Origin of the sequence: Bowmanella sp. JS7-9 (assembly GCF_004329715.1) — a bacterium.
GTDB classification, from domain to species: Bacteria; Pseudomonadota; Gammaproteobacteria; order Enterobacterales; family Alteromonadaceae; genus Pseudobowmanella; species Pseudobowmanella zhangzhouensis.
Window position 1 is genome coordinate 72,592 of record NZ_JXSY01000024.1, and the last position, 16,549, is coordinate 89,140.

The window sequence follows — 16,549 nt, forward strand, 5'->3', positions numbered from 1 at the left end:
TCGCTCGCAACCTAAAACACATAAGGAGACACCTGAGTGGAAATGATGTCAGGCGCTGCCATGGTGGTGCGTGCACTTAAAGATGTAGGCGTAACCCATGTATTCGGTTACCCAGGCGGAGCGGTTCTGGATATTTATGACGCGTTGTTTGCCCAGGATGATGTAAAGCATATTCTGGTTCGGCACGAGCAAGCCGCGGCACATATGGCAGACGGCTACGCCCGTTCAACCGGCCAGACAGGTACGGTATTGGTTACTTCTGGCCCCGGCGCAACGAATACCCTAACCGGAATTGCCACCGCGTATATGGACTCCATCCCCATGGTGATCCTGTCCGGCCAGGTACCTTCACAGCATATTGGTGAGGATGCATTTCAGGAAACCGACATGGTCGGGTGTTCCCGTCCTATCGTAAAACACAGCTTCCTGGTCAAACGTGCTGTGGATATCCCTGAAGCGATCGCCAAAGCCTATTATATTGCCAATACAGGTCGTCCCGGCCCGGTAGTGATTGATTTGCCGAAAGACATCGTCAATATCAATGATGTTCATCCGTATCACTTCCCTGAGTCAGTGCGGATGCGCTCATACAATCCAACAGTGCGTGGGCATGGCAAACAGATCAAAAAAGCGGTGGAGCAGATTAAGGAATCTTCGCGTCCGGTGATTTACGTAGGTGGTGGGGCCATTGCCAGTAATGCCAGCAGCTTGGTCACCGAATTCGCCGAAATGCTCAATGCGCCGGTCACTACCACCCTAATGGGGCTGGGCGCCTTTTCCGGCACCCATGAACAGTTTGTTGGCATGCTGGGTATGCACGGTACCCTGGAAGCCAACAAAACCATGCATAACGCAGACTGCATTATTGCGCTGGGTGCTCGTTTTGATGACCGCGTCACCAACAACGTCGAAAAATTCTGCCCGCACGCCAGTATTATCCATGTGGATATTGATCCCGCATCGATCTCCAAGACCGTTCACGCGCATATCCCGGTGGTTGGCTCGGTCGACACAGTACTGGAGCAGTTTAATGAACACTTCGATGGCTTCGATCGCGCGGCGCAAAAAGCCAAGCTAAGCGACTGGTGGAAACAAATCAAACAATGGCGTGAGCGCCAGTGTCTGACCTATCAGCGCAGCGACGAGCAGCTAAAACCCCAACAGGTGGTGGAAGCCGTTTATAAGCACACACAGGGCGATGCGTTTGTCAGTTCAGATGTCGGCCAACACCAGATGTTTGCCGCGCTGTACTATCCATTCGCCAAACCACGTCGCTGGATCAACTCCGGGGGCCTAGGCACCATGGGCTTTGGCTTACCGGCGGCCATGGGCGTACAAATTGCCCATCCGGACGCGGTATCGGTGTGTATTACCGGTGATGGCAGTATCCAGATGAATATTCAGGAACTGTCTACCTGTTTGCAGTATGGCCTGCCGATAAAAATCATCTCCATTAACAACCAGGCGCTCGGTATGGTGCGTCAATGGCAGGATATGATTTACAAGGGGCGTCACTCCCATTCTTACATGGAATCACTGCCGGATTTCGTCAAGCTGGCTGAAGCCTATGGCCATATTGGCATTCGGGTAGATAAACCGGAAGAACTGGATGATGCGCTGGCGCGCTGCTTTGCTGCTAAAGACCGTCTGGTGTTTATGGATATTCGTGTCGATCAGAACGAACACGTTTACCCTATGCAGATAAAATTTGGTGCCATGGATGACATGCGCCTGAGCAAGACGGAGCGCACCTGATGAGACGAATCATATCAGTTTTGATGGAAAACCAGCCTGGCGCGTTATCCCGCATCGTTGGCTTGTTCTCGCAACGTGGCTACAACGTTGAAACCTTGTGTGTGGCGCCAATTGACGATGGCACGTTGTCGCGCCTGACGATTACCACGTTCGGCGATGATAAAGTCATTGAGCAGATCACCAAGCAAATCAATAAGCTGGTCGATGTACTCAAGGTCGTTGATTTGACTGATGGTGCCCATGTGGAACGCGAGTTAATGCTGATTAAGCTCGCCACCCGCACCGAATTTGCCCGTGAAGAAGTAAAACGTACTGTCGATATATTTCGAGCACAAATCATCGATGTTCACAGCAAAAACTACAGCGTGCAAATTGTCGGCCCATCCGACAAGCTGGATGCCTTTATCGCTGCCGTGTCTGAGGTAGCAGAGGTGGTCGAAACATCCCGCAGCGGGGTGTGCGGAATCGCTCGCGGTACGGTATCACTAAGGCCCTGAGTAACCTACCAACAAGCCGCCTGCATGGCGGCTTTTTATTTTTGTCACCACTGTTTTATTAATGGTAGGCTGACAAAAAAATAACCAAAAGTCTGCACACATGGAAGTACTCATCATCCTTCTGGTACTGGGCATCTTGCTTGGATCTTTGTTGGGATTTATCGCCTTTTTCAGAATCAGTTCACTGGAGAGACAACTCAAGGCGTTAAAGTACAGCTTACAGAGCGAGCGCTACTCTGCTAAGTCGGTCACGCAACCCATCATAAGCGAAAACAAAAATAGTGCATCACCACGCCAACCTGACAGACCATTCCAACCCGCCCAGCCACCGACGCACAGTCACGTGGCCCTTACTCCACAGCCACCAACACCTCAGGAGCCGGGCTGGCTGGATAAATTAATAATCAATGTTCGCAATAACTGGTTGATTTGGGTTGGCGGTGTCAGTCTTGGGTTAGCGGGTGTCTTTATGGTGCGATACTCAATTGAAAACAACCTGCTTAGTCCGTTGGCGAGAATTATCCTCACCACCATTACTGCGCTGACATTGCATGCCGGAGCAGCCTGGCTGCGTATACGCGGTACACGATACACGGATATTCTGTCTGCCGTTGCCGGAGGCGCCAGCATCATGTTGTATGCCTGCATCCTGGCCGCTTTACACCTCTATTCATTACTATCAGCAGAACTTAGTTTTGCGCTGCTGGCGATAGTTAGTTTCCTTACCATGTTGCTTGCTCTTTACTACGGACCGGTATTGGCTGCGCTGGGTATTTTGGGAGGCTATGCAGTGCCTGTTCTGGTCAGCACCGGCAGTAACGACCTGACTGCGGCACTGGTTTATAGTTTTATCATTACTGCGGCTGCCCTGGCGCTGATTCATTTTGTTTACCGACGTTGGTTATGGATTGGAGTGATGGTCGGCGCCGGCTTCTGGTGGGTAGCCTCTCTTCCCCATCACAATGTCGATTTGGCTCGTTTGATCTATCTGTTGGCGCTGATATATCTGCTTCCGGCCATGCATACCTGGCACTGGCGTCTGACAAATGGCGAAGTACCACCTGCTACTAACGATACTAGCTTGCTGGGCTTATTTAACGGCCAACGGGCAACGCTCTTACATGGTATTGGTCTGGAATTCACACTCATGCTCTATCTTTTGCTGTTGGCATGGACGCTCACCCTGACCAATGTAACAATTGATCCTGCTATGTCTGTGGTGGTTGTAGCATTCAGCGGCTTGACTCTCTTTATCGCATCAAAATTACCGGGGCTAAACATGCTTGGCTGGTTGGGCTTGGCAGCCACACTGGCGGGCATGTTGTTGCGATATCTGCTTAACGGGGTGGTGCAGGCAGATTTTGTCCAGAGCTACCTGATCATGATGCTGGTAATGCTCAGCGGATACCTGCTGATTGCCCGACGTTTGTCCGAAGGCAGCGAACATGGCTACTGGGCATCACTGGCTTATTTGAGTCCCGGTCTGTTGCTTGCGACCGGCTATACCACAGTGCCAACTTTGTCGCAGGAGATCTATTGGGCACTCGTTGCATTGATGGCAGGAGCCGGACTATTACAGCTATTACAACTGGCCCGCAAAACACACGCTACGCCATCGGTATTGGCTAGTTTGATTCTGGGTGCACATTTGTGTTTGTTGCTGGTCGCAGTGGTAATGTTGCAGGAAGCCACCCTGACACTAGCACTTGCCGTGCTCGTCATTTCACTGGTTTGGCTGGATCGATATTTTACCTTAACCGCCCTGACTATTGCTGCCAAGCTGGTCGTCGCCAGTATTATTCTCAGGCTTACGCTTAACCCATGGTTACTCAGCTATGACCACTCAACACACTGGACACTTTGGACAGGCGCTGGCAGCGTAATTTGTTTACTCGTTGCTGCCCGGCAATGTGGGCCAACAAGGCATAGCCTGTTGCAATGGCTGATTGCTGCGGCAATGCATCTGTTTGCCCTCACACTCGCCGCCGAGGTTCGATTCCAACTGTATGACGGCGATGTGTTTGCTAACCAATACAGCTTCATCGAAGCCGCCATTAACACCTTTAGCTGGGGGCTGATGGCGTTAGCGTATTACTATCGCCAACGCGTCGCCGGACAAATGGAAACGCTGTATCGCGCAGCGGCCACACTGTTTGCCAGCCTTGCCGCAGGTAACTATGTGCTGGTGCTGCTACTGAGTAAAAATCCTTTTTTCCATGATGTAGACTATGGCCAGAATCCCATTTTTAACTTGTTGTTGCTGGCCTATCTTGCGCCGGTTATTTTATCCGCGATTGGCTACTGGCTGGTTCACGAGGCACCGCTGAGGCGCTTGTTGGCACTGGCAACCGGCGTTTGCCTGTTTGTGTTTGTAAACCTGGAAATCCGTGATTTATGGAATGGCGCGGCCCTCATCGATATCCCAATTAGCGAGGGTGAAATGTACACCTACTCCACCGTTTGGTTACTCTTGGCCATCGCAGCCATCATTGCCGCTAGTTTGTTCAATCAGTCCAGGCTGTATAAGACCGGCATGAGTACCCTGTTAATTGTGGTTCTGAAAATATTTCTGTTCGATACCGCCGATCTCGACAATCTGTGGCGCGTCGCGTCTTTTATGGGATTAGGCATCTGTTTGCTGCTACTGGCATGGTTTCATCAGCGCTTTGGGCTGCCACCGACAAAATCTGACGCAGATGGTACAATCGGCGTCCCGCGATGATGCTGACAATAGAACATGAAGTTACTGGTAATTGGATATGTGTGGCCCGAACCCAATTCGTCGGCGGCGGGCAGCCGCATGCTGGATTTAATCCGAGGTTTTCAGGGGCGCGGTTGGCAGGTGGATTTCGCCTCGGCGGCAGAGCTGTCACCCCATCGCTTTAAACTCAGTGATATTGGAGTAACAGAACACAACATCGCACTCAATTGCAGTAGCTTTGATGCCTTCGTTGAGGCGTTGCAGCCTGACGCCGTTATGTTCGACCGTTTTATGCTGGAAGAACAATTTGGCTGGCGCGTCGCCAACAGTTGCCCCAATGCGCTGCGTATTCTCGATCTGGAAGACTTACATTTTCTGCGCAACGCGCGCCATGATGCGGTAAAACAGGGCATTGACCCGTTTAACGCAGACTTGCAGACAGATATGGCGATTCGCGAAATCGCCGCGATTTATCGGTGTGATATCACCTTAGTAACCTCACCGGCGGAGATGGACATCCTGACTGGGCACTTCGGCGTACCTGAGCAGCTACTGTGCTATGCCCCGCTGACCGCAAATGTGCCAGATACCTCTCCCATTGTGGAATTTAGTGAGCGCCAGCATCTGGTCAGCATTGGCAATTTCCGTCACGCGCCAAACTGGGATGCCGTGCTGGAACTCAAACGCCTGTGGCCACAGATCCGTAAACACCTCCCTGAAGCCGAGCTACATATTTACGGAGCATATCCGCCCAAGAAAGCCACCCAGCTACATAATCCACAACAGGGCTTTATGGTCAAAGGCTGGGCGGACGATGCTTTTACTGTAATCAGACAAGCACGAATGTTAGTTGCCCCACTGCGCTTTGGTGCAGGCCAAAAAGGCAAACTATTGGATGCCATGGTGTGCGCTACCCCCAGTGTCACGACAGCGATTGGTGCGGAGGGCATGCAAGGCCAGACAGATTGGCCTGGTGCGGTGGCAACAAGCGAAGAAGACTTTATCCAACAAGTTGTGCGCCTGTATCAGCATGAATCTGATTGGCAGCTTGCCAGTCAGCGCTGCCTTGCCCACCTGCAGGCACTATTTGAACCTACCACTCATCAACAGCGGATAATGACAACTATCCATCATTTGCTGGTGACTCTGCCGCAGCATCGCCGCGCCAACTTCACCGGGCGCATGCTACAACACAATACCATGCACGCCAGCCGCTATATGACCCAATGGATTGAGGCAAAAAACAAATAAAAAGCCGGCTATCGCCGGCTTTTTTTCAATCGTGGTTACCTTGTGGGACTAGTGACTACTCTTTTTCACCTGAATCACTTCTTTACTGCCATCGTAACTGGTCGGCTTTGGCCCCAGCAAAAACTCCAGGCGCACAACCTGTTCCGTGCCTTTTGCATCAGGATGGTAACGCCACTTTTGCAGGGCTTTGATAGCCACTTGGTCAAAAACATTCTCAGGTTTAGCCGTTATGACATGAATATCGCTGGTTGAACCATCTGAATTGACGACAAACGACAAATCTACATAGCCTTCTACGCCATCTTTAGCAGCTTGAGCCGGGTATTTAGGTTCAATACGAACTAATGGTTTCGCGTTATTCTCTGCTTTTGCGTTGTTTTCCAGACCCGCATGGGCGGTGGCCATCACGCCCATCAGTAACGTGCCAGCCAATATGCTCCAGACTTTTGTTGGACGGTTCGATGTTGCCAGTTGCAGGATTCGTTGTTTTAACATGTTTTTTTCTCCGTAATGTAGGGTGGCAAAGTGGCGTAACTCAGGTGTCGCAGATACGGCAACCATTGCCTCGGCATAGCAGATGCGCGTCGTCTTGGGCGCGCCATCCAGTACGTGAGCATCGCACGACATTTCCTGGGCGATACGAAACTGTCGGTAACCCAGCCAGCACAGCGGGTTAAACCAGAACATGGCAAGTAAGAATGTCGCAATACCATTGGCAAGGTGGTCACGGCGATGCCAGTGAGCCAGTTCGTGCTGAATAATCAATTGCCGGCTCTTTGCATCGAAACGTTGAAAAAAGTCCAGCGGTAACAGAATGATGGGCTGGACCATGCCATACAGTATCGGTTGGCTGACTTCACACTGATACACAGACAATTGATCAGTGAGTCCATTAACCCGCGTGGCACCGCGCAATAGCTGTCGACGTTCAGCCAAATGCGCAATCGTCATCAGGCCAGCCAAAAGAAAACTGCTTGCCAGCAAGCAAAGCCCGGGCGACAGACTCGCCTGTTCAATCAACTGCAGACTTTGGCGTCCACTGGACAGCGCAACGCTGAAGCTTTGTGGAATGATAGATAAATCAGTATGCACTCGTGGCAGTGCAGCCAGCAGTAACATCAGAGGCGACAGGCACCAGAGGGCATACATACCCCATGCGCCAAGTAACTTAAGCAATGGTTGCCGCGCCAGGATCAGTAGCGCACACCATACGGTCAGATAGACCGCAGACGTCATTAACCATTCAGTCATTGGTCTGCTCCCATTGTTTGATCAGATCTTTTAATTCCTCAATATCCTGCTGGCTCAGCTGTTTGCGGCTGGCAAAGGCCGATACCAGTGGCGAGACGCGCCCATCAAACAGACGATTGAGGAGTGAGGTGCTCTCCTTGATACGGTATTCATCGCGACCAAACAACGGCTTATACAGATACCGCCTGCCGTCCTTGTCAAAACCCAAAGCGCCCTTTTTCACCAGGCGATTCAGCAGGGTTTTCACGGTTTTCTCATGCCAGTCGGTTTGGTTATCTAACCGTGCTACCACATCCGCGGCCGTGCAAGGTGCGCCCTGCCATACCGCATTCATCACTTCAAATTCTGCTTTCGAGATCTCCATCGCCCAATCCGATTACAAATGTAATTCTTAAATTAAGATTACACACGTAATCATATTGTGCAAGCGGATTTTTCAAACAGAGTTTTCCCACACTGGGTAAACGTCGAATAACAAAAAAGCCGGCGAGAGCCAGCTTTTTAAAATGATGAACTGCGTTACTTCGCGTAAGTACGTGCAAAGTTTGGCAAGGTACGGCCATTGCAGTAAATGTTATTCAGTTCTTCACGTGGCAGTTGCAGGGCACCAACACCTTCTTTTACGGCACGCACGCACAGCGCAGATTCTGGCTGATCATTGGCGGCAATCACCTTGTAAGTCACCGGCAAAACGGGTTCTGCCGCAACTTTGATTTTTCGTGCAAAATCAGCAATCAACTTACCATTACAACGAATAGTTGCATCAAATTCTGCGCCGCCTTGTTGCTGGGCAGCCTGTAACCCTTGTACCGCCGCAACCACACACAAATTGCTGTAGATACTTTCATCTACTGGCACATAACGCACTTCAGATGCGTTAACCGACGCTGACACCAACATAGCAACAACAGCTAAAACCTTTTTCATACCCACACCTCACAACAAATCAGGAAACTGTGCGCATTATAGTAATAAAATTACACAAATCTAGGTATTTATTGTAATTTAATTACATTTTATCGGTTATTAACGCATTTTTAACTGGATTTAAGCGTTTTAATTACAGAATTAATGTAATTTATTTTCACAATAAACTTTGGATACAAAAAAGGCTGCCGATTGGCAGCCTTTCATCGAGTCAAAAATTCTTACATGGCACGAATAAAGTCGTTCAACTTCTTACCATTACAACGAACAGTGGCCAGATCTCGCTGACTAAACTGACGATGTGGGTTCTCGATAGCCTGCATACAGATCAGGGTTTCACGATTACCATCCTCTGCGCTGTAGGCAGGTTGTTGACTCACGTCAACGGTGCGCATTTGGCGAGCAAATTGGTTAATTGGCTGGCCATTGCATTCAATTCGTGATGAGAATTGACGCAAAAATTGCTCACGCGCTGCATCAATGCCCTGCGTGGCAGCCACATAGCAAACCTGGCTATATACAGACTTATCTGCCAATTCGATCCCTGCATTTTTTGGCGTGGCTTGTACATTCACACTAACCAAAGCCATGGTCAGCGATACAAAAATTGATTTCACAACTACCTCAAACAAAAAACAAGACACATTCAAACCGGCGCGCATTGTATGCGGATTCATCGACAGGTAAAGCCTGATTAGGCTAAATATCCTAACTTTTGGAGTAAGTCATTGCTCACATTGGTAATTTTTTTGAATGTTTTTTTAGCAATTTGCACAAAAAAACCGCCCGAGGGCGGTTTTTGCATAACTGGGTAATGTTTAGGGTAGTTGCTGTACACCCATATTGAACAGAGTGAAGCCAAAGATATCCGCATATTGCTCAATAATTTTGCTGGTTGGCGTCCCTGCGCCGTGACCGGCGTTGGTTTCGATGCGGATCAGGACTGGATTATCACCCGCCTGCTTAGCCTGTAATTCCGCGGCAAACTTAAAGGAATGCGCCGGCACCACGCGATCATCATGGTCACCAGTGGTGACTAAAGTAGCAGGATAAGCGACACCCGCTTTGACGTTGTGCACAGGTGAATAACCTAATAAATATTTGAACATTTCTTCACTTTGCTCTGACGTACCATAGTCATAAGCCCAGCCCGCGCCGGCAGTAAAGGTGTGATAGCGCAACATATCCAATACGCCCACTGCAGGTAACGCCACTTTCATCAGGTCCGGACGTTGGGTCATTACCGCCCCGACTAACAGGCCACCGTTAGAACCACCGCGAATCGCCAGATAGTCTTTAGATGTGTAGTTTTCAGATTGCAGATATTCCGCAGCCGCGATGAAATCATCAAATACATTTTGCTTTTTGGTCTGAATACCCGCGTTATGCCAGGCCTTACCATATTCACCGCCACCGCGCAGATTAGCAACAGCGTATACGCCACCCAGCTCCATCCATACCGCGTTTGCTGAGCTGAAGCCCGGGTTAAGGCTGATGTTAAAGCCACCATAACCGTAGAGAATGGTTGGGTTTTTACCGTTTAGCTCGATTCCCTTTTTGTGGGTAATGATCATCGGTACTTTGGTGCCATCTTTTGAGGTGTAGAACACCTGAGTTGACACATATTGCGAGGGGTCAAAGTCGATAGCTGGCTGATTGTAGACCGCACTTTCACCGGTTTTGGGATTCAGGCTGTAAATCGTATAGGGCGTGGTGTAACTGGTGAATCCAAAATACAGCGTGTCCTGCTCTTTCTTACCAGAGAAACCTGATGCACTGCCTTTACCCGGCAAAGTGATCTCTCTGATTAGGTTACCCTCGAAGTCATATTGTTTAACCTGAGATACCGCATCGACACGATAGTTTGCAAAGATATAGTCCGCGCCAGTCGCCACATTCAATACATTGTCGGTTTGTGGGATCACATCCTGCCAATTTTGTGGACGCGGATCGCTGACATTCACTTTAACCACGCGTTTATTCGGCGCATCCAGGTTAGTGATCAAATAAAGCGTGTCACCTTTGACTTCCAACACATCCGTATCTGAGTTGGTGTCGTCAAGTATGGTTACCCATTCACTATCGGCCTTTGTCAGATCACGCATAAACAACTTGTTACCTGAGGTCGACACCGCGGCGGAAATAAACAGGAAGCGCTTATCTTCGCTTACCTCTGCGCCAACATAACGGTGCTTTTCAGCTTCTGTGCCACCAAAAACAAGAACGTCGGTGTCTTGCGGCGTGCCCAGCTTATGGAAGTAAACTTTATGCTGATCGGTCTTGGCGGATAGTTCGCTGCCTTCTGGCTTATCGTAACTGGAGTAATAGAAGCCTTCATTGCCGCGCCAGGAGATACCGCTGAATTTGACATCCACCAACTGCGGTTCAAGCTGCTCTTTCGTCTGTGCATTGAGCACAATGACTTTGCGCCAGTCACTGCCGCCCTCTGAAATTTGATACGCGAGCAAACTGCCATCTTTTGAGAAAGAAACACCGGCTAATGAGGTAGTACCGTCTTCGCTGAAAGCGTTTGGATCGAGAAAGACCTCCTGTTGACCTTGCTGATCAACGCGATACAGCACGCTTTGGTTCTGTAAGCCGTCATTCTTATAGAAGTAGGTATAGTTGCCTTCTTTAAATGGCGCGCTGACTTTCTCGTAATCCATCAAAGTGGTGAGACGTTTCTCAATCGCTTCGCGATAGGGAATTTGATTAAGATAATCAAATGTCACTTTATTCTGCGCTTTTACCCATGCCCCGGTTTCCTCACTCATATCGTCTTCCAACCAACGATACGGATCGGCAACTGTGGTACCAAAATACGTGTCCACCTGATCATCTTTGCGGGTCATCGGATACGCAATGGATTTAACTGCAACTTTTGCTTGCTGCACCTGTTCACCTGTTTGTTCTGCTACCTGTGGCTGGCAGCCAGCCAACGCCACCAGTAGGGTACTGGCTAATAATTTTTTCATGTTATCTGCGCCTCATTGTTATTGTTGAATGAACCAATCGCGTTGCAAGTTAACTCCAAACAGCAACGGAGCATAACGTTCATAAGCGTTACGATTGGATTCACATTGAATATTCTTTTTGTAATTCACTTTCCAGGGATCATTGATTAGGTACAACTTGCTGCCGTCCCATGCCAGCCCCTCGATACTGGCATTGTCCATACGCTCATAGGCCGGGCATAGCTCACTGGCGGTAGGCGCCCAAAACGACATCGGAATCACTTGTGCCTCGGCGTGACCTGCCAAATCAATCATCCATAATTCATCCACATTGCGCGCAAATGCGGCCAGATAGCCCGGATGATTATCGATCGGAATATACTGCAGAGCATTCAGCGGATGCTGACCATCGCCCGGCTGTGGAAACCGTAACCGAGGTTCTGTCACGGTGGCAAAACCATTGTCGTTCCAGAAGCCTTCCGTCAGGGACAAGCTCATAATACGCGGATTGTTGTGTGTGTCTTTTTCCAGCGCCAGATACAAGGTTCGAGCCGTACCCATGGCTAAACCCTCAATGCCATCATTGGCAAACTCGCCAATTTCCATAGAGGCTGGGAATTGGATAGGGCGAATGTGAGTAATCACAAACTCATCATCACGCAACTCGCCACGCAATAATAAAAATGGATCGGGCGCAGACCCTGTCGGTTGCCATTTCGCTGCACAGTCAGACGTCAGAGGCGAATAACTCATGTCCTCCGTCACCATGTAGAACACAGATGAATCGTCCGTGTCCATCACCAGCGCCTCATAATCCGGCATATTGCTGACATACTCAAAAAAGCAGCTCTGCTGTAACGAGGCGTCAACGCGAATTGCGTATGCAGGATAGATCAATGCGCCAGTGTCAGGCGCTAATCGATGAATCTTCTGTTGCTGTTCAATATCGGCGCTACGATCGGCGATAAACAACAATTCATCGTCCCGAAAAATCAGACCAGAAGGCTGTGGATTGGCCATGGCCTGCCCACTCCTGTCCATGACCCATTTCCCTTGGCTATTGAGTTGAACGCTCGCCGCGCTGGCACTGATTGCCAGACATGACGCGAGCAGCAGTAACACTGAACGTTGCATATTAATTCCAGAAAATTGAAGAAGGTACGCGTGGACTGGCAAGTAAGCGAGCAAAGCGCTGCCAGCGCTCGTCCTCACTCTTTGCCTGCTCAACATAGTCTTTGACTAAGTCTTTACCCCAATTGTAATTAATCACATACGCGCCATACGTATCAAAGAAACGTATGCGCTGGGCCGCTTTTTCGGGTGAATAGAGGCTGTAGGTTTGGAGTAACTCGATTGCTTTTTCAGCCGGCAATGTGCCTGCCAGATACTGTCTGGCTACTTCGTTACTGGCATACGACAGCTCCGCCTTTAAACGGTTAAATTCAGCGTATTGCTCCGCCAGTTGTGGGTCAATTCCCGCCAGAGGAAACAAAACGTCACGTTCAAACTGTTCTTTTTGTTCGCCTGGGAACGCCAACTCAATACCATAGTTAGCGCTACCCTCGGCAATCAGGGATTGAGGGCTATACAAAGGGTAAACCGAGAACTCCAGCCAGCCTTTTTCGTTGACCAGATTGTTTTCTAATAATGCATTGTAAGTATGGTGGCCGGGATAGCCTTCATGGCAGCCCAAATCGACTGCACGGGAGATTTCAATGGGTAGTTCAACGTTCAACTGAATCAAACTCTGCGCATTACCCTGATACCAGTTATATCCACTCCACGGCTTATCCTGTACATATTCCAGTGTGAAGTTCTCGTGCATTGGCAATTGAATATGCGCCTTTGTGCGCGAACGGCATTCTTCAATGGCCCGCGCGAATACTGCATCCTGTTTTTCGCGTGGGATATAAAACTGCATCAAGAACGTCTCGACTCGCTGATTAAGCGGCGCATCCCCCGGCAATAATGCCTCTAATTCCGCCAATGGTTGGGCGAAGTGTTCAAATGCATGTGTCGGCGCGACGGTATCGTACAAACTTTGCGACTGACTATCGAACGCAGCGCGTTTGCCGCTTGCAATCGCGTTGGCGTGAGCTTGCAAGGCGACTAATTGTCGATCCAGATAATGCCCACGTAGTTTTTCCATTTCTTCATCGTTATCAACCAGTGCCGCCAATTGCTGATGCAACTGCTTAGCCTGACCGGCAATTTGTTGCGCGGAAAGGTTCATTTTCTTCGCGTCGGTTACCCAGCTATCAGGGCCATAATAGGCATCTACATAGCCTGAATCATGTTCACCCAGTGCGAGCACCAGTTTTACATAGCGCTCGGCTAATTCATCCATCGAAGCAGGACCCTGACTACAGGCGCTTAGTAACAGTGTTAAGAGTGAAATAAATGTAATGCCGGTCGACTTCATGCTTATTTTTATTGAATAAATAGAGGGACTTACCTTAGCAGGAAAGTCCCCTGAACGTCAGTGATTTAACGCCCGATAGCCGCCAAATGTAGACAGATAAATGCTGGCTATAAAAAAGCCGGCAAATAAGCCGGCCTTTTTAATCAAAAAGGATTGATTAGTTGTCCAACTGGGACAACCACACCACTAAATCAATAAAATCATTAGGCTTCATGCCACGGGCAAACTGTGCTTTGTACTTACCGTTAACGATAAAGGTCGGTACTGAATGTACAGCTTCACGGAACTCAGTAATCTGATTATTGTTCTGACGCACCATGTTTTTTACGCCAAAACTGTTAATCAGTTTGTCGAACTGCTCACCATCTACCCCGTTAATAATGAAGATGTTTTTCAAATCTTTCTGCGCGCTGATAGCACCGCGCTGAACATGAATGTATTTGAAAATTGCTTCGTTCAGTTTAGCTTCCTGACCCATGCTACGACCGACCATCATTGCGGCGGTGGCCATTTCCTGTACATCAGGTGTGGTGAAACCCATAAAGTTTACGTGGACTTTATCGAATTTAACATCTGCAGGTAATTTGGCCTGAATGTCTTTTACCAAACCTTCAAAACGGAAGCAGTGCGGGCACCAGAATGAAAAGAACTCCTGTACCTGACGGGTCTGTGTCGCCTTATCCGCGATCACTTCGTAATGTTCACCTTCTTTCCACTGTTCCTGCGCACAGGCTTGCAGAGGTAAAATCAACATAAAGGCAAGTAAACCAAACAACTTCTTCATCGTACTTTTTCCTTGATTAAGATCTGCGACAGCCTAGCATAAAGCGCTGGCGTGCTTCCAGCGCTCAAAGGCCGTTGAATCAACCATTTACAAATTCACATTAATCCCCGCAAACCAGCGTTGCGGTTGTCCGCGATAACCTACTAAATCCTGATATTGACGATTCAGCAGGTTCTCTGCACGAATCGTTATCCCCAATCGTTCAGTCAACGCATAGTGCAGGTTCATATTCACCAACCAATACGCTGCCAAATCCACACGTTGCTGGTAAGGCGGCTCAGGCGGAAAGAACAAATCCTGATGAGAACCGTTATACGCCGCTGTTGCCACCACGGTTAATTTATTGATTGGGGTGACACTTAACTGCACGCTGCCAGTATGTCTGGGACGCCTTAACTCGGGCTGAATGACCCCAAAGGCGTCTTCTTCACGGGCATCCAAATAGGTATAGCTGGTCTGCAACTGGAACAAATCGGTGTGCCAGTTGAGACTGGTCTCGACACCTTGCCTGCTGCTTTGCTGAGATTTGTTTATTGCGGTGGTCGCAGCCAGCGCTGAATCGTAATAGAAACCATCAATTTCATTATCTAACGAGGCATCAAACCAACTCACTTGCCATGCCACATCCGATCGTTGCCAATTGGCGCCTACCTCGCGGCTAAAACTGCGCTCTGGTGCCAGATCAGGATTGCCAATAAAAGGGTACAGTGAGGTTTGGTAATAGCCGAAACGTTCTACAAATGACGGATTTTTTACCGCCACACCCTGACTTAAATAGACGCGCCACTGTGGATTAAGCTGCGTCGATGCGCCCAACTTATAGCTACGACTATTAGCAAATACCTGGTTATCATCGTATCGACCACTGGCTGTTAATGTCAGGTTGCTGCTTAGCGCGTGTTGCCAGTCGATGATTACACTGCGGCTAGTATTTTGTTGCTGCTGATTGGGATCGCCATAAGCACTGACCTCTCCACGCTGGGTAAAACGTTCCTGCGCCAGTTCCCAGGCAAACGTCAGCGCGTTTTCGTCACGATAATGCCAGGTGGTCTGCAGGACTCCGCGTCCGGTCTGGCTGTGATTCTGTCCGTTACTTTGATTATTGCTGACACTATCATTTTGATTACGTTGCCAGTTCAGCGCCAGTTGATGTGAAAAAACCTGTCCCTCATAACGCCACATCATTTGCGCACCTTGTTGCGACACATCTGTGTAATCATCAGAATCGGCCGGATAGCCAGTGAGATAATCCACCGAATCAAAGTCACTGCGGGACAAACGCTGACGTGCCGAAAAGGATACCGTCTGCGCATCACTTATCTGCCACTGCAGATTGCCATTGATACTGGTATTGCGATGTCCGTCAGGTTCTGAACCAGTAAAACTCAGGTTGCTACCTGAGGTTTTAAACGCGGATACATTGAGACCGGCCAGGACAGTGTCGAATTGCTGTTGCCAGTTGATCGCTGCGCGATAACTCTCGTCCTGACCGGCAGACAGCGATATGCGCCGTGCTGTAGCCTGCGTAGTTGTGATACTGATCACCGCGGCCAACGCACCATTGCCCCATAACGCACTTTGCGGGCCACGCAGAATTTCAATGCGGATGACGTCGTCGAGTGTTAAATGACCAAAATCAACCAGCCCGCCCTGTCCAACGTCATTAATGGCAACACCATCAACCAACACAAGTACGTGATTGGTTTCACTGCCACGTACCCGTAACTCGGTCAACGCGCCACTTCCACCAGCCTGACTGACCGCAAAGCCAGCCTGCATCCGCAATAATTCAGACAAAAATGCCGCGCCACTGGCACGGATAGTTGATTCATCCAGCACGGTCACGGCGCCTGCCACACGATACTGCTCAATATCTGAACGTGAACCTAAAACACTGATGGTTTCGATTGGAGAGTTTGCCAATAACGGCGTACTGGCGATCGCCAGCAAAAAGCTTACAGAATATTTCATTGATGATGATTCCTGGTGTGCTCCCACCGAGCACAG

Annotated in this window: 13 protein-coding genes; 4 read left to right on the plus strand and 9 right to left on the minus strand. The window is 49.3% G+C overall.

Translation table 11 applies throughout. From position 1 onward, the window contains the following. Window positions 1-36: 36 nt before the first annotated feature. The 4 genes from TK45_RS13555 to TK45_RS13570 all read left to right on the plus strand — a co-directional run bounded on the left by TK45_RS13555 (window position 37) and on the right by TK45_RS13570 (window position 6,204). A complete protein-coding gene (locus TK45_RS13555) occupies window positions 37-1,755 on the plus strand; it encodes an acetolactate synthase 3 large subunit (RefSeq protein WP_131259378.1) in 1,719 nt (572 codons plus the stop codon). Then, window positions 1,755-2,252 (plus strand): acetolactate synthase small subunit, encoded by a 498-nt coding sequence (gene ilvN / locus TK45_RS13560; protein WP_131259379.1) that lies wholly within the window; start codon window positions 1,755-1,757, stop codon window positions 2,250-2,252. Before TK45_RS13555 ends, ilvN begins: the two co-directional genes overlap by 1 nt. A gap of 100 nt (window positions 2,253-2,352) precedes the next feature. Continuing rightward, entirely contained in the window at window positions 2,353-4,974 is a 2,622-nt protein-coding gene (locus TK45_RS13565; RefSeq protein ID WP_131259380.1) for a DUF2339 domain-containing protein, read from the plus strand. A 15-nt stretch (window positions 4,975-4,989) separates the two neighbouring features. Further along, window positions 4,990-6,204 (plus strand): glycosyltransferase, encoded by a 1,215-nt coding sequence (locus TK45_RS13570; protein WP_131259381.1) that lies wholly within the window; start codon window positions 4,990-4,992, stop codon window positions 6,202-6,204. 48 nt (window positions 6,205-6,252) lie between these two features. Here the strand turns inward: TK45_RS13570 and TK45_RS13575 are convergent, their stop codons facing one another. From TK45_RS13575 to TK45_RS13615, 9 genes are all read right to left on the minus strand, one after another. Beyond that, complete coding sequence (locus TK45_RS13575) at window positions 6,253-7,455, minus strand: TonB family protein (RefSeq protein ID WP_131259382.1); 1,203 nt, start codon at window positions 7,453-7,455, stop codon at window positions 6,253-6,255. After that, entirely contained in the window at window positions 7,448-7,819 is a 372-nt protein-coding gene (locus TK45_RS13580; RefSeq protein ID WP_131259383.1) for a BlaI/MecI/CopY family transcriptional regulator, read from the minus strand. The genes TK45_RS13575 and TK45_RS13580 overlap by 8 nt, the downstream gene beginning before the upstream one ends. 155 nt (window positions 7,820-7,974) lie before the next feature. After that, window positions 7,975-8,382, minus strand: a complete 408-nt coding sequence (locus tag TK45_RS13585) for a hypothetical protein (RefSeq protein ID WP_131259384.1) — start codon at window positions 8,380-8,382, stop codon at window positions 7,975-7,977. Window positions 8,383-8,603: 221 nt separating this feature from the next. Then, window positions 8,604-8,999: a hypothetical protein gene (locus tag TK45_RS13590; protein ID WP_131259385.1), complete on the minus strand. Its 396-nt coding sequence runs from the start codon at window positions 8,997-8,999 to the stop codon at window positions 8,604-8,606. A 201-nt stretch (window positions 9,000-9,200) separates the two neighbouring features. Beyond that, the gene (locus TK45_RS13595) at window positions 9,201-11,357 is read right to left on the minus strand and encodes a prolyl oligopeptidase family protein (protein ID WP_131259386.1); all 2,157 of its coding nucleotides are present in this window, start codon (window positions 11,355-11,357) and stop codon (window positions 9,201-9,203) included. An 18-nt stretch (window positions 11,358-11,375) separates the two neighbouring features. Further along, window positions 11,376-12,470, minus strand: a complete 1,095-nt coding sequence (locus tag TK45_RS13600; RefSeq protein WP_131259387.1) for a hypothetical protein — start codon at window positions 12,468-12,470, stop codon at window positions 11,376-11,378. Between the two features lies 1 nt (window position 12,471). Continuing rightward, a complete protein-coding gene (locus TK45_RS13605; protein WP_254426624.1) occupies window positions 12,472-13,683 on the minus strand; it encodes a hypothetical protein in 1,212 nt (403 codons plus the stop codon). 232 nt (window positions 13,684-13,915) lie between these two features. Then, window positions 13,916-14,542 carry a thiol:disulfide interchange protein DsbA/DsbL gene (locus TK45_RS13610; protein ID WP_131259389.1) on the minus strand — a complete coding sequence of 209 codons (627 nt, stop codon included), beginning with the start codon at window positions 14,540-14,542 and terminating at the stop codon, window positions 13,916-13,918. A gap of 87 nt (window positions 14,543-14,629) precedes the next feature. Then, the gene (locus tag TK45_RS13615; RefSeq protein WP_131259390.1) at window positions 14,630-16,513 is read right to left on the minus strand and encodes a TonB-dependent siderophore receptor; all 1,884 of its coding nucleotides are present in this window, start codon (window positions 16,511-16,513) and stop codon (window positions 14,630-14,632) included. Window positions 16,514-16,549 lie beyond the last annotated feature (36 nt).

What these genes read in the sequence shown, in the direction of transcription:
- TK45_RS13585 (WP_131259384.1), bottom strand. Translation starts at nt 8,382, where the DNA reads ATGAAAAAGGTTTTAGCTGTTGTTGCTATGTTGGTGTCAGCGTCGGTT.
- ilvN (WP_131259379.1), top strand. Translation starts at nt 1,755, where the DNA reads ATGAGACGAATCATATCAGTTTTGATGGAAAACCAGCCTGGCGCGTTA.
- TK45_RS13580 (WP_131259383.1), bottom strand. Translation starts at nt 7,819, where the DNA reads ATGGAGATCTCGAAAGCAGAATTTGAAGTGATGAATGCGGTATGGCAG.
- TK45_RS13605 (WP_254426624.1), bottom strand. Translation starts at nt 13,683, where the DNA reads ATGGATGAATTAGCCGAGCGCTATGTAAAACTGGTGCTCGCACTGGGT.
- TK45_RS13575 (WP_131259382.1), bottom strand. Translation starts at nt 7,455, where the DNA reads ATGACTGAATGGTTAATGACGTCTGCGGTCTATCTGACCGTATGGTGT.
- TK45_RS13600 (WP_131259387.1), bottom strand. Translation starts at nt 12,470, where the DNA reads ATGCAACGTTCAGTGTTACTGCTGCTCGCGTCATGTCTGGCAATCAGT.
- TK45_RS13610 (WP_131259389.1), bottom strand. Translation starts at nt 14,542, where the DNA reads ATGAAGAAGTTGTTTGGTTTACTTGCCTTTATGTTGATTTTACCTCTG.
- TK45_RS13595 (WP_131259386.1), bottom strand. Translation starts at nt 11,357, where the DNA reads ATGAAAAAATTATTAGCCAGTACCCTACTGGTGGCGTTGGCTGGCTGC.
- TK45_RS13565 (WP_131259380.1), top strand. Translation starts at nt 2,353, where the DNA reads ATGGAAGTACTCATCATCCTTCTGGTACTGGGCATCTTGCTTGGATCT.
- TK45_RS13570 (WP_131259381.1), top strand. Translation starts at nt 4,990, where the DNA reads ATGAAGTTACTGGTAATTGGATATGTGTGGCCCGAACCCAATTCGTCG.
- TK45_RS13615 (WP_131259390.1), bottom strand. Translation starts at nt 16,513, where the DNA reads ATGAAATATTCTGTAAGCTTTTTGCTGGCGATCGCCAGTACGCCGTTA.